The organism is Actinoplanes sp. NPDC026670 (assembly GCF_040638175.1).
Taxonomy (GTDB): Bacteria; Actinomycetota; Actinomycetes; order Mycobacteriales; family Micromonosporaceae; genus Actinoplanes.
In genome coordinates this window covers 1-20,781 of record NZ_JBEZXU010000083.1, presented here as the reverse complement: position 1 = coordinate 20,781, position 20,781 = coordinate 1, and the positions used below count along the sequence as shown (strand labels likewise).

The 20,781-nt window shown below is 72.0% G+C and carries 13 protein-coding genes; 5 read left to right on the top strand and 8 right to left on the bottom strand.

Annotation, left to right across the window (positions count from 1 at the left end; all coding sequences use genetic code 11):
* Window positions 1-39: 39 nt before the first annotated feature.
* From AB0E94_RS45970 to AB0E94_RS45935, 8 genes are all read right to left on the bottom strand, one after another.
* The gene (locus AB0E94_RS45970) at window positions 40-3,447 is read right to left on the bottom strand and encodes a TIR domain-containing protein (RefSeq protein ID WP_360340748.1); all 3,408 of its coding nucleotides are present in this window, start codon (window positions 3,445-3,447) and stop codon (window positions 40-42) included.
* A gap of 190 nt (window positions 3,448-3,637) precedes the next feature.
* A complete protein-coding gene (locus AB0E94_RS45965; protein ID WP_360340745.1) occupies window positions 3,638-4,411 on the bottom strand; it encodes an ABC transporter permease subunit in 774 nt (257 codons plus the stop codon).
* A complete protein-coding gene (locus tag AB0E94_RS45960) occupies window positions 4,408-5,325 on the bottom strand; it encodes an ATP-binding cassette domain-containing protein (RefSeq protein ID WP_360340742.1) in 918 nt (305 codons plus the stop codon). The genes AB0E94_RS45965 and AB0E94_RS45960 overlap by 4 nt, the downstream gene beginning before the upstream one ends.
* Before the next feature lie 38 nt (window positions 5,326-5,363).
* Window positions 5,364-5,633: a LysR family transcriptional regulator gene (locus AB0E94_RS45955; RefSeq protein WP_317790981.1), complete on the bottom strand. Its 270-nt coding sequence runs from the start codon at window positions 5,631-5,633 to the stop codon at window positions 5,364-5,366.
* 56 nt (window positions 5,634-5,689) lie between these two features.
* On the bottom strand, window positions 5,690-7,798 hold the full coding sequence (locus AB0E94_RS45950) for a peptidase domain-containing ABC transporter (protein WP_360340738.1): 2,109 nt from the start codon (window positions 7,796-7,798) through the stop codon (window positions 5,690-5,692).
* Window positions 7,795-10,704 (bottom strand): type 2 lanthipeptide synthetase LanM family protein, encoded by a 2,910-nt coding sequence (locus AB0E94_RS45945; protein WP_360340735.1) that lies wholly within the window; start codon window positions 10,702-10,704, stop codon window positions 7,795-7,797. Before AB0E94_RS45945 ends, AB0E94_RS45950 begins: the two co-directional genes overlap by 4 nt.
* A gap of 92 nt (window positions 10,705-10,796) precedes the next feature.
* On the bottom strand, window positions 10,797-10,988 hold the full coding sequence (locus tag AB0E94_RS45940; RefSeq protein WP_360340732.1) for a hypothetical protein: 192 nt from the start codon (window positions 10,986-10,988) through the stop codon (window positions 10,797-10,799).
* Between the two features lie 119 nt (window positions 10,989-11,107).
* Window positions 11,108-12,361 carry a helix-turn-helix domain-containing protein gene (locus AB0E94_RS45935; protein WP_360340729.1) on the bottom strand — a complete coding sequence of 418 codons (1,254 nt, stop codon included), beginning with the start codon at window positions 12,359-12,361 and terminating at the stop codon, window positions 11,108-11,110.
* 201 nt (window positions 12,362-12,562) lie between these two features.
* Here AB0E94_RS45935 and AB0E94_RS45930 point away from each other — a divergent pair, with 201 nt between their 5' ends.
* The 5 genes from AB0E94_RS45930 to AB0E94_RS45910 are packed head-to-tail and all read left to right on the top strand — an operon-like array spanning window position 12,563 to window position 19,837.
* The gene (locus tag AB0E94_RS45930; RefSeq protein ID WP_360340726.1) at window positions 12,563-13,063 is read left to right on the top strand and encodes a hypothetical protein; all 501 of its coding nucleotides are present in this window, start codon (window positions 12,563-12,565) and stop codon (window positions 13,061-13,063) included.
* Window positions 13,063-14,586, top strand: coding sequence for a hypothetical protein (locus tag AB0E94_RS45925; RefSeq protein WP_360340723.1), 1,524 nt, complete (start codon window positions 13,063-13,065; stop codon window positions 14,584-14,586). Before AB0E94_RS45930 ends, AB0E94_RS45925 begins: the two co-directional genes overlap by 1 nt.
* Entirely contained in the window at window positions 14,583-15,932 is a 1,350-nt protein-coding gene (locus AB0E94_RS45920; protein WP_360340720.1) for a VWA domain-containing protein, read from the top strand. The genes AB0E94_RS45925 and AB0E94_RS45920 overlap by 4 nt, the downstream gene beginning before the upstream one ends.
* A 24-nt stretch (window positions 15,933-15,956) precedes the next feature.
* Window positions 15,957-17,069: an AAA family ATPase gene (locus tag AB0E94_RS45915; RefSeq protein ID WP_360340717.1), complete on the top strand. Its 1,113-nt coding sequence runs from the start codon at window positions 15,957-15,959 to the stop codon at window positions 17,067-17,069.
* Window positions 17,066-19,837, top strand: coding sequence for a DUF5682 family protein (locus tag AB0E94_RS45910; protein ID WP_360340714.1), 2,772 nt, complete (start codon window positions 17,066-17,068; stop codon window positions 19,835-19,837). The genes AB0E94_RS45915 and AB0E94_RS45910 overlap by 4 nt, the downstream gene beginning before the upstream one ends.
* Window positions 19,838-20,781 lie beyond the last annotated feature (944 nt).

The window sequence follows — 20,781 nt, the reverse complement described above, 5'->3', positions numbered from 1 at the left end:
GATACGGCCTCCCGGCCCCGGGCGGGGGGCACGTGATCGTCAGCAGGTCGATCGGTACGGGAGCTCCGGGATGTACAGGGCCCATTCGTCGGCGGTGAGCCCGCGGCCGGTGATCGTGCACGCGTGCGCGACCGGATCGGCGGCGACCTCGGCCGACACCGCGATGTCCCAGAACGTGATGGTCCGGCTGGGGACGATGCCCAGCGAGCCACCGGCGGCCAGGCTCCGCCCGTCCGGGCTGAAGACCATGTAGACGTTCTGCAGGTCGGAGTTCTTGAGTACGGCGTACCGGATCGGGGTGCCCGGGTCGGTGACGTCCCAGAGCATGATCGAGTTGTCCAGGGCGGCGGTGGCCAGGGTGCGCCCGTCCGGTGCGAACGACGCCCAGAGGATGAAGCTGCTGTTGGCGGGCAGGGTGCCGACCCGGTGCGGCTGGGCCGGGTCGGCCACGTCGTACAGGATGGTGGTGCCGTTGTCGTTGGTGCCGGCCGCCAGGATCCGCCCGTTCGGGCTGAACTCGATCGAGGTCGCCATGGTGCTGCTGTAGTCGGAGACCGGGATCGAGGCGACCCGGGCCGGGGCGGACCGGTCGGTCATGTCCCACATCGAGATGTTGTAGCCGTCGGCGACCGCCAAGGTGCGCGAGTCCGGGCTGAACGTCATGGAACTCAGGGTCCGGTTGCCGAAGGTGAGGCCGGCGAGCTTGGCGGGTTTCGTCCGGTCGGACACGTCGTAGACCGCCGTCCTGCCGTCCGACCGGCCGACGACGAGAGTCCGCCCGTCCGGGCTGATCGTCGCCACCCAGACGGCGGTGCCCGCCTCCGAGATCCTCGATACGACTGCGGCCTGGTCGGTGCGGCTCACGTCGAGCAGCGTGGTGACGTTGTCGGTGCCGATGACGTACATGGTCTTCCCGTCGGCGGTGGCCATCATCCCCACCAGGTTGCCGCTCTGCAACGGCACGGTGGGGCCGGCGACCGGCGCGGACGGGACCGTCAGGTCGTACGTGAGGGCGACGCTGTCGCGGCGGGCGGCGGTCAGCGAGCCGTCCGGCCGGTAGGCGAGCCCGGCGAGCTGGGCGGGGAACGGGCCGCGGATCGTGGTGGCCGGCCCGCGGGCGTAGCGGCCCTTGGGGCTCCACAGCGTCGCGATGTTGCGGTCGCCCGCGGTCAGCAGCGTCATGCCGTCCTGGCTGTAGGCCATCGACCGGACCGGGGTGCCGCGGGCGGTCAGCGAGGTGATCTCGGTGTTCATCGACGGCCAGTTGTCGTTGTAGTCGATGCTCACCACGACCGAGGTCCCGTCGCTGCATCCGATGGCCAGCATGTCCCCGGTCGGGGTGAACACCATGGTGGAGAAGTTGGTGTCGCCGGGGCCGGCCGACCGCGAGTCCCAGGGCTGCGGGTCGTCCAGGTCGGCCATGCCGAAGAGGTAGACGTAGTCGCTCGGCCCCTGCATGGCGACGATCGGCAGTGTCGGGTTGTACTCGATGGCGGCGTCCGGGACCTTGGTGCCCCAGCCCGGGTCGAGGATCGCGTGCCGGACCGGGGCGGTCAGATCGCTCAGGTCCCAGGCGACGACGTCGGCGCCGCTGGTGACGCCGGTCCGCCCGTCCGGGCCGAACTTCAGCGGGTACACGCCGGCGAGTGTGGACAGGCGGGCCGGCGCGGTGCCGGTGACGTCCCACAGGACGGTGTTCTTGTCCCGGTTGCTGGCGGCGACGGTCTTTCCGTCCGGGCTGAAGTTCACCGCGGTGATGCCGGCGTCGTCGGTGAGCGGCGTCAGCCGTACCGGATCAGCGGGTTTCGTCACGTCCCACCGGGTCGCCTCGGCGCTGCCGTCGAAGACGACGAGGGTCCGCCCGTCACGGCTGACCGCCAGTGACTTGTCCGCGGTCCCGCCGGCCGGCAGCGAGGCGACCCGGACCGGCTTGGCCGGGGCCGTGGTGTCCCACAGCGACACCGTCCCGCCGGCGCCGGTGGTGGCGGCCGCCTGACCGGTCAGTGCCTCGACGTCGATCACGTCACTGAGATAGCCGGAGTAGGTCGACGCCATGGTGAGGTGGCTGACCTGTTCGCGGGTCGCTGTGTCGTCGAGCAGGTTCTGTGCGGCCACGGCCAGCCGGAGGGCCTTCCGCGGGTCGTCGGTGATCATCCCCCGGGCCCGGGCCAGCAGCCGCTGGTTGATCACCGTGCGCTGCTGCAGCTCCGCGGCCTCGCGCTGGCGGCGAGCCTCCTCGGACGCCTCCCGGGCCAGCTGCTCCTGCCGCTTGCGTTCCTCCTCGGCCAGCCGGGCCAGCTCGCGGTGGTGCTCGGCGATCTTCTCCTGCTCTTTGGCCCGGGCCGTGGCCTGGTCGGCCAGCTCCTGCTGGTGCTTCGCGTTGGCCTGCTCCCGCTCGGCGTTGGTCTTCTGCCGGGCGGCTTCCGCGGCGGCCTCGCCGGCCAGCTTCTGCTGCTGTTCGGCGTTCGCCTTCTGTCGTTGCGCGTTGGCCTGCTGGGTGGCCGCGCTCGCCTTGAACCGCTCGGCGTTGGCCTGTTCCCGCCGGGCCTCCGCGGACGCCTCCTCGGCCAGCGCCTGCTGCTGCCGGGCCAGCTCCTCCTGCCGCTTGGTCTCGGCCCGCGCCGCCTGCGCCCGGGCCTCCTGCTCGCGGGCGTTCTCCAGCTGCTCCCGCGCGTTCTCCTCCTGGGCCAGCGCGTTCGCCTGCTGCCGCTGCGACTCGGCGGTGGCGCGTTCCGCGGTGCCGCGCTGCTGCGAGGCGAGCTCCTCCTGGAGGCGGGCCTCGTTCGCGGCCAGGGTGGCCCGTTCGGCGTTGCGGACCGCGACGAACCCGGTCAGTGACGTGACCAGGGTCAGCACCACCAGCGCGGTCACCGCCACCACGGACAGCCGCCGGGCCCGCCGGTGCTGCCGGACGTCCTCACCCTCCAGCTCGTCCTTGCTCACCCCGTGCATCGGGGCCGCCAGCTGCGCGATGGCGTCCCGGAACCGGACGTGCTGGAGGCTCAGGTGCAGGTCGTCGCGAGCCCAGCGCAGGTCCAGGTAGAGCGGCTCCTCGGCGAAGACACCGCGCAGCGCGTGCGGCACCGCCGTGGACTCGGCGGTGAAGTCGCGGGTGGCCGGGTCCCAGCCCCACTCGCCGTCGGTCACCACCGGCAGGATGCGGTCGGGTGACTTGGTGGCGAGCCAGTGCTCGATCTCCCGGTTCACCCAGGGCGAGGCGGCCGCCTCGGGAGAGGCCAGCAGCACGAAGTGCTTGGAGCCGTCGAGCGCGTCCTGGATGGACGTCCACAGCTTGGGGGTGACCGACAGCCCGGTCTGGTCCCGGAAGATCCACAGAGCACGGCGCCGGTGCCATGGCTTCGCCAATCGGTGCAGACCACGCTGTACGGCGGGGGCGAGCCGCCCGTCGGCGGCGTGACTGTACGAGATGAATCCATCGAATGGCATGGCGGTCCCCGTGGTCGATGTAATCGACGGGGGACGATACTCCATGCCACCGGCCCGCAGGTGAATCAGCGAATCGCCGGGAAGGGGCGATCCCACGTGGCGGGGGTGCCGGTTCATGTGATTTCATCTATTCGGGCCGGGCATTCTCCCCCGTGGATGCCCGGCCTCCATATTGCCTGATCGCATGTGATCAGGCGTCCCGGCGGCGCACCGCCAGCCAGCCCGCGGCGAGCGCGGCGACGGTCCAGGCGAGCAGCACCGCGAGGCCGGTCCAGCCGTTCAGGATCGTGTCGCCCTGCGGCTCCCGGTAAAGGATCTGCCCGCCCGCGACGTCAGGCAGGAACTGTGCCACTTTTCCGACCTTGGGGATGCTGGTCAGGATCGTGGAGATCATGAAGAACAGCGGGAACAGCAGACCGATCGTCAGCGCCGAGCTGCGCAGCACGGCGGCCAGGCCCATGGCGAAGACGCAGAGCAGCGTGGTGTAGACGATTCCGCCGACGATCGCGCGCAGCACCCCGTCGTCGGACAGGCCCACCGCGTGCTCACCGAGCATGACCTGGGTGGCGGTGAACGTGGCGATCACCACCACCGTGGAGGCGGCCAGCGCCACCAGGCTGCCGGCGGCCACCTTCGAGGCGAAGAACGTGCCCCGGCGCGGCACCGCGGTCAGCGAGCTGCGGATCGTGCCGGAGGTGTACTCGGTGGTCACGGTCAGCACGCCGAAGATCACCAGGGCGAGCAGTCCGAGGCGTACCGAGCTGAGCCCGGAGCCGATCGGATCGAACGCGGCCCGTTCGGCGGCGTCCAGCTCGGTGTAGGTCCTGTGGAGGTACCAGCCGGAGGGCACCGCCAGGGCCAGGCTCACGGCCAGGAAGGCGCTGAGGTTCCAGAACGTGGACCGCAGCGTACGGATCTTGTGCCACTCGAACGACAGGGCCGTGCCGAAGTCCGCCACCGTCACACCTCCTGCTTCGCGCGGTAGTCCACCGCATCGGCCGTCAACTGCATGAACGCCTCTTCCAGGGAGGCGACCTGGGGACTGATCTCGTACACCGTGATCTGGTGCCGGGCGACCAGCGCGCCGACCTCCTCGAGCGTGGTGTGCAGCGCCTCGATGGTGCCGTCCGGGCCGTCGGCGACCTCGATGCCGGCGCCGGCCAGCGCGTCCCGGGCCTTCTCCGGCTCGGGGGTGCGGATCAGGATGAACGAGCGCGAGTTGCGGCTCACGAACTCGGTCACCGAGCTGTCGGCGAGCAGGCGGCCCTGGCCGATCACGATCAGGTGGTCGGCGGTCAGCGCCATCTCGCTCATCAGGTGGCTGGAGACGAACACCGTCCGGCCCTCGGCGGCCAGCCGTTTCATCAGCGCCCGGATCCACAGGATGCCCTCCGGGTCGAGGCCGTTGACCGGCTCGTCCAGCAGCAGCACCTGCGGGTCGCCGAGCAGCGCCGTGGCCACGCCGAGGCGCTGCGCCATGCCGAGCGACAGTCCCTTGGCCCGCTTGTCGGCCACCGCGGTCAGGCCGACGATCGCCAGGACCTCGGCGACCCGGATGGCCGGGATGCGGTTGCTGAGGGCCAGGCCGGTCAGGTGCGCCCGGACCGTGCGGCCGCTGTGGACGGAGACATCGAGCAGGGCGCCGACGTGCCGCAACGGCCGGCTGAGCTGGTCGTAACGCCGGCCGTCGACCAGCACCTCGCCTGACGTCGGCCGGTCCAGCCCGACGATCGCCCGCATGGTGGTGGACTTGCCGGCGCCGTTCGGGCCGAGGAAACCGGTGACCCGGCCCGGCTTGACCTCGAAGGAGAGGCCGTCGACCGCGGTGGTCCGGCCGTACCTCTTGGTCAGGTTCCGTACTTCGATCGTTGCGCTCATCGAACCTTCCTGTCGTGGGAGCGGAAAACGGGTGCCGGTCAGGCCGCGACCGGGACGTTCACGGTGGTGGTCTTGATGCCGGCCATCAGCACCAGCACCGCCTGCGCGGACGGCAGCATCAGCCGCCCGGCCCGGGTCAGCGCCGCGCCGTTGCTGTTGCGGGCGAACAGCCGGGTGCCGAGCGTCTGCTCCAGGCACTTGATCTGGTAGCTGACCGCCGGTTGCGAGTAGCCCAGCGACCGGGCGGCCAGATCCATCCGGCCGTGCTGGGCCACCGAGACGAAAGCTTGAAGTTCCCGCTCGTTCATGACATCCCCCGTGATATCTGGTCATGCGGATTGACTAGAGTCATCATAGCGCATAACTACGATGACAGCGGTAATGCTTCCTCATACAGCGATCGATACAGGCCGGCATCCCGGCAGAGCTCCTCGTGGGTGCCGGTCGCGAGCACCCGGCCGTGATCCATCACCACGATCAGATCGGCGTCGAGGATCGAGGTCAGCCGGTGCGCGATGACGATCCGGGTCGCCCGCAGGCTGTTGAAGAACGCCGTCACGGTCGACTCGGAGAGGTTGTCCAGCGAACTGGTGGCCTCGTCGAGCACCACGATGGACGCCTCCTTGAAAGCGGCCCTCGCCAGTGCGATCCGCTGCCGCTGACCGCCGGAGAAGTTCTGCCCCAGCGACGCGACAGGGGTGTCGTAGCCCAGCGGCAGCGCCCGGATCTCCTCGTGCAGCCCGACCCGGCGGGCCGCCTCGTGCACCCGGTCCTCGTCCGGATCACCGGCGCCCCAGGCGATGTTGTCGCGGACCGTCCCGTACTCCAGCACCACGTTCTGCGGCACGTAGGCGACCGCCTGGTAGAACCGGTCCCGGTCGTGGTCGCCCAGCTCGGTGCCGCCGATCAGGATCCGCCCGGCGTCCGGCCGGTGCAGGCCGACCAGCAGGCGGGCCAGCGTCGACTTCCCGCAGCCGGACGGGCCGACGATCGCGACCTTGGCGCCCTCCGGGACCCGCAGCGAGGCGCCGTCGAGGACCCGGCGGCCGAACGTGCCGTACCCGAACGAGACCTCCTCGACCACGACGTCGCCGGCGGGACGGGCCGCCGTGACGCCCAGGAACAGGTCGTCGGCCGGGCGTAGCAGCACGTCGGCGATCCGGGCCAGCAGCGACCCGGCCTGGGCCAGCCTGGTGATCGAACCGGCCAGCACGTTCACCTGGCCGAGCAGCAGGCCGGTCAGCGCCTGCACCGACACCACCAGCGAGACGCCCGGCGCGGTCTGGCCGGCCAGCGCCTGCTGGAGGATCACCACCGGGCCGACGAACATCACGCCGGCCAGCGCCGCGTCGAAGACACCCTGCACGGTCTGCAACCGGTCGGACTGCCGCTGGGCCGCGTCACTGCGCCGCTGCCACTGGGCCGCGTAGACCGCCTCCATGCCGTTCGTCTTGATCAGCTCCAGGCCGGAGATCGCGGACAGCTGGGTGGCCTGCAACTCCGCCTGTGCCCGGGTCTGCGCGTGGGCCAGCCGCCGGACGGTACGGGCCGCCGCCAGCGTTCCTGCCGCCAGCGCCGCCATCAGCAGCAGGGTGGTCAGCAGCGCCGCCATCGAGACGGCGGCCAGCCAGCCCAGCAGCACCACCGTCACCACCACGGCGGCCAGCGACACGATCAGGTCGTTGCAGAGCAGGGCCCGCAGGCGGTGCACCGACTCCAGGGTGAACATCAGGTCGCCGGGGCCACGGTTCTCCACGAAGGCGTACGGCAAGCGCAGCAACCGATCGAACACGGCGCCCGCCAGCGACCGTCCCACCGCGGCCGACGCCACGATGCCGGCCACCGTGCGGACGAACAGCAACAGCCCGAACGCCAGGCCCACCCCAGCCAGCAGCGGCCCGGCCGACAGCCCGCCGGCGGACTCGCCGAACAACTGCTCCAGCAGCCACGGGATGCCCAGCGGCACCATCGAGCTGACCAGTGACAGGGCCAGCACCAGGCCGAGCAGGCCACGGCGCTGCCAGGCGAACCGGGCCAGCATCCGGAGGCCGGACGGTGGTCGTGCCCGTACCCGGCGGGACAGCGGATCGGCGGTGACGGCCAGTCCGGAGAAGTTCTCGGCGAACTCCTCGGCGCTGACCCGGCGGCGGCCCGCACCCGGGTCGAGCAGGGTCACCCCGCCGGTGTCGAAGCCGGTCACCACCACGAAGTGCGACCGTTTCCAGTGGCAGATCGCCGGGCGGCCGAGCGCGGCCAGACCGGCCGGGGAGGTGCGGTAGACGTGTGGGCGTACCCCGTTCTCCCGCAGCACCGTGGCCAGGTCGGCGACCGTCAGCCCGTCCCGGCCGACCCGGTACCGGGTGCGCAGGTCGTGCATCGGCACCCCGGCCCCGGCCGCCTCCAGCAGCATGGCGCAGCAGCACAGGCCGCACTCGGTCGGGCCGAGCTGCTCGACGGCGCGCAGCCTGGTCACGGCCGGCCCCGGCGGAACGTCAGCGGTGAGGCGACGTCCACCTCGCCGGTGCTCAGCAGCAGGCCCATGCCGACGCCGGCCAGGCCCACGTAGAGCGAGTCGTTCAGCACCGACTTGCCGGTCCGGGCCCGCAGCGCCCTCGGCAGCACCCGGGTGACCAGCTGGGCCCGGCGGTCCTCGGCCCGTTCGGCGGCCCGGCCGGAGGGGTCCCACCGGGCCGCCTGGGCGAGGATCAGCAGGTTGCCGACGTCGCCGTGGCAGAGCGACAGGTTCAGCCCGAACCCGTCGACCGCCACCGTCTCGGCCAGCCGGGTGACGTCCGCGCCCGGCCCGGCCGGCACGTCCGCACCGGCGGCCAGCCGCTCGACGTGGCCGAGCAGCACACCCGGGGTCCCGTGGCACCAGCCCCGCGCGGCCCGTTCCGGCGCCCGGTCGCTGATCGCCCAGTGCTGCTCGTCGTGGTTCCAGAGCGCGTCGTGGGCCGCGGTCAGATCGGGGTCGGCGACGCCGTACCGGGCCAGGGCGGCCAGCGTGCCGCTCGTGCCGTGCGCGAACCCGCTGTACCGCGACTTCCCGTCGGCCGGAGTCCCGGTCAGGTGCCGGAACGCGGCCTCGGTCACCGCCGGCCGGCCGGCCGTGATCGCCGCCGACAGCAGCCCGGCCGAGCCCATCAGGAAGTCGGTGTCGGTCATCGCCGGGAGGTCGGCGGGCACCAGGTCCCAGAGCGCCGCGCCCATCTCGCTCAGCTCGGCCGAACCGGTCAGCCGGCCCGCTTCCAGCGCGGCGAACGCCACCCCGGGATAACCGCCGCACAGTCCGCCGGCCACCTCGCGGCGCCGCCGGACCGGGTCGTCGAGCAGCGCCCGCACCCGCGGCACGAGAGCGGCCCGGGCCAGCTCGCGGTGCCGGGGCTCGTCCAGCAGCACCCCGGCCGAGGCCAGGAAGAGGGCCAGGCCGGGCACTCCGGCGTACAGGTCGTCGCCCAGCTCGTCAACCCGCCACGGGTGTTCCTGGGTGGTGTCCCGGATCGTCGCGCCGACCCATCCCGGACGGCCGCCGGCGAACCCGGCCCGGTCGTGCAGCTCGGCGGCGATGTCACCGACCACCTGCCGGATCCGGCCGGGCACCCCGGACCGGGACGCGTGGCGCATCGCCGGGAGGTACGCCGGAGCATCCGCCTCGGGGCCGGTCAGGTCCACGTACGCGGCCCGGATCACCCGCAGGTTCAGCTCCCGGTCCGCGGCGGACATCGCCCGCAGCCCGGCGACCGCCTGGTCGAGCGGGGCCTGGCCGAGCACGTCGGCGATCGGCCGGCCCCGATGGTGCACCCACGTCGAGCCGGTGCGCAGTGTGAAGAACGGGATGTCGCCCTGGAGCAGATCGTCGATCTCGGCCCGGACCACGGCCGGGGTGAAGTGCTCCACCCGGCCCAGCCCGACCCGGTGCAACAGCATCCGCTTCGCGGCGGTGTCCTGCTGGAACGCCGGATGAGCGGCGGTCCGCAGCAGCTTGTAGTACTTCCCGGTGGTCTCCAGCACGGCCCGGGTCGGCAGGTCGGCGAAGAGTTCCCGCAACCACGCCTCGACCAGCTCCCGGTCGCCGGCGGCCCAGTCCCAGCACTCGGCGAAACCACGGCACAGCTCGGCCAGCTCCACGGCCCGGGGCACGGTCAGCGGGCGTACCGCCGGGGTGTCCACCGAGCCGGTCACCATCGTCACCCGCGGCTGGTCGGTCCCGAAATCCTCCAGGGCCGGCACCGGGGTGACCGCCCGCTGACCGGGCACGTAACCGAGGAAGCCGATGTCGATCGACGCGGACGGGTCCGCCGGGTCGGAGATCCGGGTCGGCAGGAAACCGGTGGAGAAGACGGTGTGCGCCAGCGTCTCGCCGGCCGATCCGGCCCCCGCCGAACCGGCCCGCTCGTTCACGCTGAACAGCGACTCGGCGTCGACCACCACCGGCAGCCCACGGTGATTGAGCACGTTCTCGTAGTGCATGTCCCCGGCCCGCAGCAGGTGCAGGACACCGAGCAGCCGGCCGGCCGCCCGGAAGTAGCCGGCCTCCTCGATCGCCGGCGCCCGGTCGGCGTGCTCCTGCCAGCCGACGCCGCCGCCGCACCACACCTGGAGCACCGGCAGGTCGAAGCCGGCCGCCGCGCCGATCCGGGTGACGAGCGTGTTGTAGGCCAGCTCGGCGGCCATCGACCGCGGTTTGTAGACGATCACCCGGTCGCCGCCGAACGTCAGGCGGCACACGGTCTGCCCGCCGGCGTGGGTGTCGCCCAGGCCGTACCCGATGTCGTGCAGTCGAACCAGGCCCCCGCCGGTCGCCGAAGGCGGCAGCGTGCCGTCGGCGACCGCGGCCGTCGTCGCCTCCAGCATCCGTCGCGCGTGCCGCAGGGTGTTGCGCGTCAGCACTCCGAGCTGCCGCCGCAACTCGGGGAAGACCTCACCCAGGGTCACCCGGAACTCGTCCCGTCCGGCCAGGTCACAGAAATGCCAGAGACGTTCCTCGGCGGTCTCGCCGGGCAGCGCGCCGGACCGCCGCAAAAGATCAAGAGCGACCACGATGGTACGGACGGAGGCGTCCTGAATCCGGCCGGCCAGCCAGTCGGCGAGTCCGTCGGCGAACGCCCCGGCCCGATGGGCGGTCAGCGGCGAACCGGCGAACACCAGCTCGGCGGCGGCCCGGTGACGGTCGGCCCAGGCCCGCGCGAACGAGTCGAACCGGGCCGGCCCGTCGATGTCCCGCCAGGTGGCGACGGCGGCCAGGGCGGCCAGTTCGCCGGTGCGGTCCTCCGGCGGATCACTGTCCGCCGGCATCTCGGAGATGCGGCTCAAGAAACCGTGCAGCGCCGCGGGATCGGTGTATTCGGGGAAAAGGGGTCGGACGTCTTTCAGTCGCATGCCACCACTCGCATCCGGAAACGGCCACGGGGCCCGTGACGGCACGGGCCCCGTTGGCATTCTCTATTTCGGTCGCCGTCGCCGTTTCTCGATCAGTCGCCGGTGCCGCAGAGGCGCTTCGGGACCGAGCACTCCCAGGAGACGGTGCACACCCAGCCGATGGTGCTCGTGCCGGGCACCGTCCAGAGGCCGCCGGCCTCCTGCGCCGCGTCCAGGTCGATCTCCTGCTGGCTCAGCTCGGCGGCGATGTCACCGGCGGCGGCGAACTTGTCGTTCTCGCTCATTGTCGGGTCCTCTCAGTGGACGGCGGGTTGCTCCCGCCTGCTGAGGACCACGACACCAGGAATCGCCCCGGAAAGCGCGCCTGCATCGAATACTCTGAATCAGCCCGCCATCTTCAATTTCATTCTCCGAGCTCGTTGAGCTCTCGCCACAATTGCGCGGCCCGCCGGAACGCGGAGATGTCCTCAGCCGCCTGGGCCGCCTCACGCAGGGTGGCCGCGGCCTCCGCGGTCCGGCCGGTCCGGGCCAGCGCGCTGCCCAGCGCGTGCCGGAACCGCACACCCTCCAGGCCCATCAGCTGGTCCCGGTCGACCGACGCGGCCATCTCGACGGCCTGCTCCGGCGCGCCCGTCGCGAACGCGTAGCGCACCTCCAGGGCGGCCAGCCGGTTCGCCTCGGTGCCCGACTCGGCCGCCGTCGCCGCCCGCGCCGCGGCCATGTGCTGCTCGATCGTCTCCGGATCGGCCCGCACGTCGAGCAGCGTCGAGACCGCCGCCCGGCTGAACCGTGCCCAGTCCCGCAGCGAGGTGCGCGGATTGGCCAGCATCCGGCGCGCGCCGCCGAGCAGCTCCAGCGACCGGTCCGTCTCGCCGGCCGCGGCCAGCGCCAGGCTCGCCGCCCACTGGGCCCGGCCGCTGATCGACGGGCTGCCCAGCGCCTCGGCCATCGCCAGCATGCTGTTCACCAGACGGACGATCTCGGCGCCGCCACCGGCGTCGGCCAGCACCGAGATGTGCACGGCCAGCAGCTTGATGTGCTCGCTGCCGTGCCGGAACGCGGTGCCGTCGATCTCCTCGCCGGCCCGCTCCACGTGGGTGAACGCCTCATCCAGGCGGCCGATGTCCCGGGCCGCGGCGGCCAGCGACACCCGGATCCGGACCATGGCCTCGGCCACCCCGGCGTCCTCGGCCGCCGGCAGCAGCTCGCGCAGCAACTCGTAACGCGCGTTGCGGTCGCCGCGCATGTCCAGGACCCGTTCCAGAGCCAGCCCGTGCGTCAGGATCGCGTGCTGGGAACCGGACCGGCGGGCGCTGGCGAAGATCTTCGCCAGCCGGTCCTCGGCCTGCTCCAGGTCGCCCTGGTCGATGGCGCTGCTGGCGAGCAGATCCTGGACCAGCTCGGCCCGGCCGGCCGCGGAGTCCTCCGGCCCGGTGGTGATGTCGATGTCCCCGGCCAGATCACGCAACGGCACGTTGAGGACCTTGGCCAGGTGGGCGACCACGTCGAGGGTCGGCACCCGGGCGCCGGACTCGAGCAGCGAGATGTACGACTGGTTGACCGCCCCGGAGGCCAGGTCACGCTGGGACAGCCCCAGATCGGCGCGCAGTTTGCGCAGGCGGCGACCGAACTCGGGCTGAGGCACCTGAGCGACCACGAAGCACTTCCTCACTCGTCCGTCCGCGCTCACCGCCCCCGAGTAGCGCTTCATGACTAGCGTAATGGGTTCGGCAATCCCCGTCATCATCGGCCACCGGTCCGGCCGGTCTGCCGGAAACTCCCTCCCCACCTCGGCCGACGCGGTTTTGTCGTACCGGTGGGATACAACTTCCGCACCTGTTCGTGAGGAGGTCTGGTTGTGACAAGCGGGGGTGTCGCCTACGAGCGACGCAGCGCGGCGCCGGTCATCGCGCCGGTGCGGCCACGCAAGCTGGCCAAGGTGCCGTTCGTGGAGCTGGCCGAGGGCCGGTTGCAGGGCGTGGTGTCCAGCGGGTCCGACGTGGAGCGTGTCTACGTCTCCTCGATCACCGCCGGCGACCACGGCCTGAGCTGCAACACCAACAACAACCGCCCGTGCGGTGGCCTCTCCGGCGGCACCCGGGCCTGCAATCATCTGCGCGCCCTGGCCGAGGCCGCCGTCGCGCAGTATGGGGTGGACCGGGTCGCCCGCTATCTCAAGGTCACCCTCGCCGACGGCGACGACGACCTCTGGTCCGGGCTGCACCCGACGACCGCGCCCAACCGGGCCGCCGAGGTGTTCAGCGGGTTCCTGCGCCACCTGGCCTACCTGGAGGTCCCGGCCACCGCCGAGCCGCTGCCCGAGCTGCACTGGTTCCCGGCCGCCGGGGCGGTGCGCTGATGCTGGCCGACGCGCTGCGCACCCCGCCGGCCGGTCTCGATGAGGCGTTCACCCTGATCGACGGTCTCGACGACACTCTGGTCCACGGCCTGGCCCGGCTCGACGAGGAGCGGGCCGCCGCCCTGGAGTCGTTCGCAGCCGCCTTCACCGGCTCACCACTGGCCGGCCGGGTCGCCGACTCGATCGGCAAGATCGTCGCCGGCACGGTCACCGACGAGCACCTGGCCGTCCTGGCCGGCGCCCGCGCCGCCCTGACCGGCGCCGCCCACGACGCCCTGCTGGGCCGGCTCGACGAGGCGCTCGGCCGCTCCCGCCCGGCGTGGCCCACACCGGCGGCCTCGCCCAGCGCCGGCCCGCCACCCGCCGATGACGATTCCGGGCCGTTGCTCGCCGGCGGCCGTTCCGGGCCGCTTTCTGACGGCGGCTCGGGGCCGCTGTTCGCCGGCCGTTCCGGGGCGATTTCTGATGGCGGCTCGGGGGCGTTGCTCGCCGGCGGCCGTTCCGGGCCGCTGCTCGCCGGTGGCCGGTCCTGGCTGCGTGAGCTGGCTCTGGCCGGGTGGCGCGGGGTCGACCACGAGCTGGCCGGCGGCGGTGACCGGGCGGTCCAGGCGCTGCTCGCCGACCCGTCCGGGCGTCGGCTGGCGGTGCTGCTCGACGGGTTCGCCGCCGAGCTGCGCAGTGCCGCGCCGGTCGCCACGCTCGACCGGATCCCGGTGCGTCGCTGGGCCGACCTGTGGGCCCGGGCGGTCCTGCTCTCCCAGGACGCTTTCCCACCCGCCGGGGCCACCGTCCCGGCCGACGGCCGGCTGCTGCTGCTCGGCGTCGACCTGCATGAGCATCCGACGGTCTTCCGGGCCCAGGCCCACGGGCTGCTGGAGACGGCCGGCGGCGAGGTGCGGCTGGTCCGGGTGAGCGTGGCCGCGGCCAAGGTCGACACCATCAGCGGGCCGTCCGCGTGGCGGATGCTCAGCGGATTCCCGGTGTTCCGGGAGGCCCTGGCCGGGCAACGGACCGTCGAGGTGTCCGGCATGCCGCTCACCCTGGCCGGTGACCTGCTCTGGGACGAGGCACGGGCGGTGCCAGGCGAGGCCGCCGACCCGTTCGCGGTCGCCCGGGTCCGGCTCGGCGGCGCGAGCGCCCCGGCGGTGGCCCCGCTCGACAGGCATCCGGCGGCCATCGCCGAGCCGGTCCTGCTGGAGGGTTACACCGCCGGAGCCGAGTCGTTCGAGCTGGGCGGGGTCACCCTCGCCGTCGACTCCGACCGGCTGCCCGAGGCCGGCCCGATCACCCCGGCCCTGGTCGCCGCCTCCACCGCCTGTCTCGGCCTGCTCCGCTGGGATGCCGGCCGCTGGGCGGTGCAACCGTTCGCCGTGCAGGCGGTGGTCCGTAAGAAGCCTGTCGTGGCACACACCGCCGACTGGGCCCTCGGCCCGACCGAGCCCAAGGCGGCCAAGGCCGAGGCGGTCGCCGGCACCGCCGTCGACGTGCTGCGGGAGCGAGCGGGAAGGCTGCTGCGGAAATGAGCGCTGCGGAGACCCGCCGCCAGGTCCTCTACTGGCGGCTGCTGGCCCGGCTCTTCGACCCGGAGGAGCAGGCCACCCTGGAATCGGGCAGCATGGCGATCGTCGGCGATCTCGGCCTGCCGGCCACGCTGCTCGACCCGTCCGTCTCGATCGACACCGTGGTGCAGCGGTTCCCCCAGCTGGAGGCCGAGTTCGACGGGCTGATGAGCGATCCCGGCGACGATCGTGAGGGCGAGGTCCGCCGGGCCGCCCTGGTGTCGAAACTGCTGCTCAACGTCTTCGCCACTGGCTCCGGCAACGTGACCGCCGAGCAGTTGCAGCGGTGGCAGGCCGACGCCGGCTGGTTCGAGCGGGCGATGGGCTGCGAGCCCGGCGGTCTGCGCGGCCGGGCGGGTTCCGCTGCCGGCACAGGCACAGGCACAGGCACAGGCACAGGCACAGGCACAGGCGCCGGGGCCGGTCTCGGCGCCACCCTGGCCGGGATCGAGGGTGAGCTGGTCAGCCGGATGCGGTTGCGCGAGGTGCTCGCCGACAACCGGCTCGCCCGGCAGCTCACCCCGAGCATGTCGCTGATCGAGCAGCTGCTGCGCGACAAGGACAACCTCGACGGTGTGGCGCTGGCCAACGCCAAGGCCCTGATCCGCCGGTTCGTCGACGAGGTGGCCGAGGTGCTGCGTACCCAGGTCGCCCAGGCCAGCGCGGGCACGATCGACAGGTCGGTCCCGCCGAAACGGATCTTCCGCAACCTCGACCTGGACCGGACGATCTGGAAGAACCTGCCGAACTGGAGCCCGGAGGACGAGCGGCTCTACGTCGACCGGCTCTATTACCGGCAGACCGCGAAACGGATCGAGCCGGCCCGGCTGATCGTGGTGGTGGACCAGTCCGGGTCGATGGTCGACGCGATGGTCAACTGCACCATCCTCGCCTCGATCTTCGCCGGCCTGCCCAAGGTCGACGTGCACCTGGTGGCGTATGACACCCGGGCCCTCGACCTCACCCCGTGGGTGCACGACCCGTTCGAGGTGCTGCTGCACACCAAGCTCGGTGGAGGCACCGACGGCACGGTCGCGCTCGACCTGGCCCGGCCCAAGATCACTGATCCGCGCAACACCGTGGTCGTCTGGATCTCCGACTTCTACGAGTGGCAGGAGCAGGCCGTCTGGGACGGCATGCAGGCCGTGCACCGTTCCGGGGTCAAGTTCATCCCGGTCGGCTCGGTCAGCAGCGGCGGCCACCAGAGCGTCAACCCGTGGTTCCGGCAGCGCTTCAAGGACCAGGGCACCCCGGTCCTGTCCGGCCACATCAAGAAGCTCGTCACCGAGCTCAAGAACTTCCTCGTCTGATCTCTCACCTAGGAGACCGTTCCCATGAGTGACATGCTGCGCGCCCCCGCCGAGGTCAAGTACGCCGACGAGCTGGACTGGCTGGAGTCCGTCGACGACGGCCCCAAACCGTTCTCCTGGCGGCTGAGCCCCAAGATGGTCCGGCTGTTCGTTCTCGGCTCCGAGCGTGCCGACGGCCTCGACCGGGAGATCCCGCAGAAGTGGTTCGGCGATCGCAGCTTCGTCGAGCGGGCCATCGTCACCCTCGCCTCCGACCGCGGCCTGCTGCTGATCGGCGACCCGGGCACCGGCAAGAGCTGGCTGGCCGAGTTGCTGTCCGCCGCGATCAGCCGCAACTCCACCCTCGTCGTGCAGGGCACCGCCGGCACCACCGAGGACCACATCAAGTATTCGTGGAACGTCTCGATGGTCATCGCGAAGGGCCAGTCCCGGGCGTCGATGATCCCGTCACCGATCATGACGGCCATGGAGACCGGTGTGATCGGCCGCTTCGAGGAGCTGACCCGGTCCACCAGCGACGTGCAGGACGCGCTGATCTCGATCCTCTCCGAGAAGTACGTGTCGATTCCCGAGCTCGACGACGACAACATTGTCTTCGCCAAGCCCGGCTTCAGCATCATCGCCACCGCCAACAGCCGTGACCGGGGCGTCAACGACCTGTCCTCGGCACTCAAGCGGCGGTTCAACTTCGTCCGCATCCCGGTCGTGACGAACAAGAAGAGCGAGGCGGAGATCGTCCGGTTCCGGACCGAGGAACTGCTGCGCCGGCACAACATCGAGCTGGAGGTGCCACCCACCCTGCTCGACGTGCTGCTCCAGAGCTTCGCCGACCTGCGGGCCGCCGCGGCCTCGGCCGGCAGCGACGACGAGCGGCTGGAGTCGGCGCTGTCCACCGCCGAGCAGATCGGCGTCCTGGAGGACGCGATCCTGCACAGCAACTTCTTCGGCGCACAGGCCCTCACCTCGGCGACGCTCGCCTCGTCGCTGGTCGGCTCGCTGGCCCGGCGCAGCCCGGAGGACCTGGCGATCCTCAACAAGTACTGGCACGGCGTGATCGAGCCGCGCAGCCGGGAGCAGAGCGGTGAGTGGGAGGGCTTCCTCGAGGGCGGCCGTCAGGCGATCGCGACACTGTCGTGACCAGCCCTTTCGATCCACTGCGCGACCAGCTGCTGGGCGCCGCCGAGTCCCTCGCGGACGGGCCGGCCGCCCTGCCGGAGATCCTCGCCGGGATCGTCGACGACGTCGACCACGCGCTGCGCGAGCCGCTGGAGATCTTCCCGGTCTGCCACCACTCGCCGGCGTCGGCGCTGGCCATGCTCCGGCGGCTGCGGGCGAAACAGCCGAAGGTGATCTACCTGGAGCTCTGCGAGGACCTCCAGCCGCTGCTGACCGAGCTGCGCAACTGCCGGCTGCCGGTGGCGCTACAGGCCTTCGCCTCCGAGCTGGACGGTTTTCCCAAGGAGTCGGCGCCGCTCTCGGTGATCGCGCCGATCACCGAGGCGTCCGCCGAGTACCAGGCGATCTCCTACGCCCTGGACACTCCGGGGGTCGAGCTGGTCCTGGTCGACAGGTCCACCGACCACGTCTTCCAGTGGCAGCCCGACGTGTCGTCACCGGCGGACACCCCGGAGCCGGAGGACGATCTGCACGGCGACGCGGTCGGGGTGGAGATCGGCGACCTGCGGCCCCGCTTCGCCGAGCTGGAGGAGCACCTGCTGCACCACGGCCGGGTGCGGCACTGGTCGGAGTGGTGGGACCAGTATGTGGAGCAGCCGCTCGCCGGGGCCGACCACGAGACGTACCGGCAGGTCATGGTGCTGGTCGGCAGCCTGTTCCGGCGGCTCGCCCCGCACGACACGAAACGGTATGCCAGCGACGAGGACCGGGAACGCTACATGTGGACCCGGATCCGTGAGCACCTCGGCCGGTCCGGCACCGACCCGGCAGACTGCCTGTACATCTGCGGGGCGTTCCACGCCGCGAGCCGGGTCGCGGAGGCGGGTTCGGCGCCCGGCACCGCGGACTTCGCGATCAGCCCGCGGACCGGCACGACGTGGCTCTACGGGCTGATCCCGTCCAGCCATTCGGCGATCGAGTCACAGTTCGGGCTGGCGCCCGGCTCGGTGTCGATCGCCGCCTCCACCTGGCAGAAACAGCTGCTGAAACTACGGCTCACCCCGTTCCGGCTGGAGGGGCAGAAAGGCGCCCGGAAAACGAGGAAGGCACTGCCCCTGCCGGTCGCCGCGAGCGGACCGGTCGTCGACCACCTCACCGGCTATCTGGCCGGGCCGCCGGCGCTCGACGGGCTCGACGAGGAGGAACTGCGCGGCTGGTGCGTCGACATCGTCCGGCTCGCCCGCCGCAACGGCTATCTCGCCAGCACAGCCGACGCGATCGCGGTGTTCGAGACGTCGGTGCTGCTGGCCGGGATGCGGGGGCGGGTGCGGCCGACGCCGTACGACTTCCAGGACGCCGCGGTCACCTGTATCGAGAAGGACACCGTGCCCGGCCGGCGCGACGTGCGGCGGCTCTGCGAGATCCTGCTCGGCGGTGACCGGATCGGCCAGGTCGGCTACGAGGCGCTGCCGCCGCTGGCGCGGGACGTCTACGACCGGCTGGCCCCGCTCGGGCTCGACCTCGAACAGCGCAGCATCCAGCGGGCGCTGCTCGACCTGTCCGCCCGGCCCGAGTTGGCCGGCTGCTCGCAACTGCTCTGGATGCTGCGATATCTGCTGCCCGACCAGGCGGTCCGGCCGATCATGGGCAGCCGCAAGCTCGGTGAGAGACACATCCAGGAGAGCTGGGACCTCGATCTGGGCCGCAACCAGCGGGCCGTGATCGAGCTCGGCTACGAGGGCGTCACCGTCGAGCAGGTGCTGGAGCAGCGACTGCGCCGGGACGCCTGGGACCCGAAGGCGACCGCCGCCACCGCGCTCAAGGCGGTGGAGAATTCACTGCTCTTCCTGGAGAGCCCACGGCTCACCGACGAGCTGGGGGCGCGTGCGATCGAGCTGCTGGCCGCCGAGCGCACCGTCGACGACGCTCCCGACGTGCTGCGGCGGATCCGCCGGTTGCTCGGGCACTACCGGGCCACCACGCCGGTGCTGCCCGGATGGTGCGGGCGGTTCGTCACCGAGGGGTACGCCCATTACTGCACCCTGCTGCCGACCGCCTTCGTCGAGGAGGAGACCGGGGTCCGGCAGGTCGGGGCGATGCTCGGCTTCCTGTTCAGCATGGAGAGCCTGGCCCTGTCGCTTGGCTGCGACCGCACCCAGCTGGAGATCGCGGTCCGGCAGTCGCATCCGGAGTCCCCGGCCAAGATCGCGCTGCTCTGGGCGGCGTTGCACCAGCTCGGAGCGCTTCCGCTGGCCGACCTCCGGGAGCGGGTCGGCGAGCTGCTCGGCAACCCGCTGGTGGTGCCGTCCTTCCCGCAGTATGTGAGCGGGTTCGTGCAGGCGCTCGAACCGGTGCCGAGGCTGGCGCCGTTCGTGGTGGAGACGCTCTCCCAGGCGTTCGCGCGGCTGCCCGACCCGGTGCTGCTGCCGTGGCTGCCCAATCTGATCACCACGCTGAAACAGCAGGCGGCCGAACTGGTGCCGGTCCTGACCCGGGAGGCCGGGCGCACGTTCCCGGGGTCGCTGGCCGCCCTGGACTCGTGGACCGCGCCGTGGAACACCCCACCGCGCGCCCGTCCGGCGGCAGGCCCGGCCGGGCCTGCCGGCGCGGTGGCGGCGTTGCTGGCCGCCGGCCCGGCAGCGGCGGACGCGGTGGCGGCGATGCTCGGTTGCGCGGGGGAGTGGACGCCCCTCGCCACCGAAACCGCCGACGAAGCGGCAGCGGCGACCGCGTTGCTCACCGCGTTCCCGGCCGCTGCGGAGGCCGTCGCCGACCTGATCAGCGCCTGATCAGCGCAGGACTCGATCCCGGCCGTCCGGCAGCGAGGGGGCCGCCGGACGGCCAGGGGAGGGGTGCCGCGGGATGGCCAGGGGAGGGGTGCCGTAGGACGGCCAGCCGTCGGGGATCGGGCGGGTTGCAAACCTTGGTCGTCGGTCTTCCGCTGGATGCGGTCGGCGGTGCTCGGCCCGGCTTGGTCGCCAGCGCGCGGCCGCTAGACGCGGTCGCCGGTGTTCGGCCTGGCCCGGTCGCTGGTGTTCGGCCCGGCCCGGTTGCCGGCGGGCGGCCAGACGCGGTCGCCGGCATTCGGCCGGCGCGACGACCAGCGCACACAATGTGGCAACGTGCGATTTCACCCTCGTCGGAACGACGACGGGCGCACGCGGACGGCACAACGTGTGCGCTCGTCCCCGTCAGAGCGAAGCAGGCGCACACGATCGGCGAACGTGTGCGCTGACCACCGCTGCGGCCGGTGGACCCGCCCTCGGCGGTCCGCTCCCGGCATCACCCCTGGGCAGGCGTCCAAGGCCATGAGACCTCGCGGTGATCTTGCGGAGCTCGTTGGGGATGACGCTGACCAGGACGAACGCAAGATTCACTTCGGCTTCGGCCCCTGACCTGCAATGCCGCTGCCCAAAATGGCGAAACTCGAATGTGCTCGAACTCGACAAGTCCTCCGGGGCGCTTCGCGTTTGCCCGGGGTGGGGGAAACTGCTGTGGCCGGCGTCATCGCGCCCTTACGCCCCGGGAGATCGGGCGAGCCTCGCGTCATGGCCACAGTCGCCTGCAGCTTCGCACGGGCCGGGCTTTGTTTCTATCCAGATCGCGGGTGGGGCGGTGGGCGGCGGCCGACGGGAGCGGTGAGCGGGCGGGCGGGTGGTCGCGGTTAGCGGGGGCGAGCGGGCGGGTGGTAGCGGGGGCGAGCGGGTGGGTAGCGGGGGCGAGCGGGTGGGTG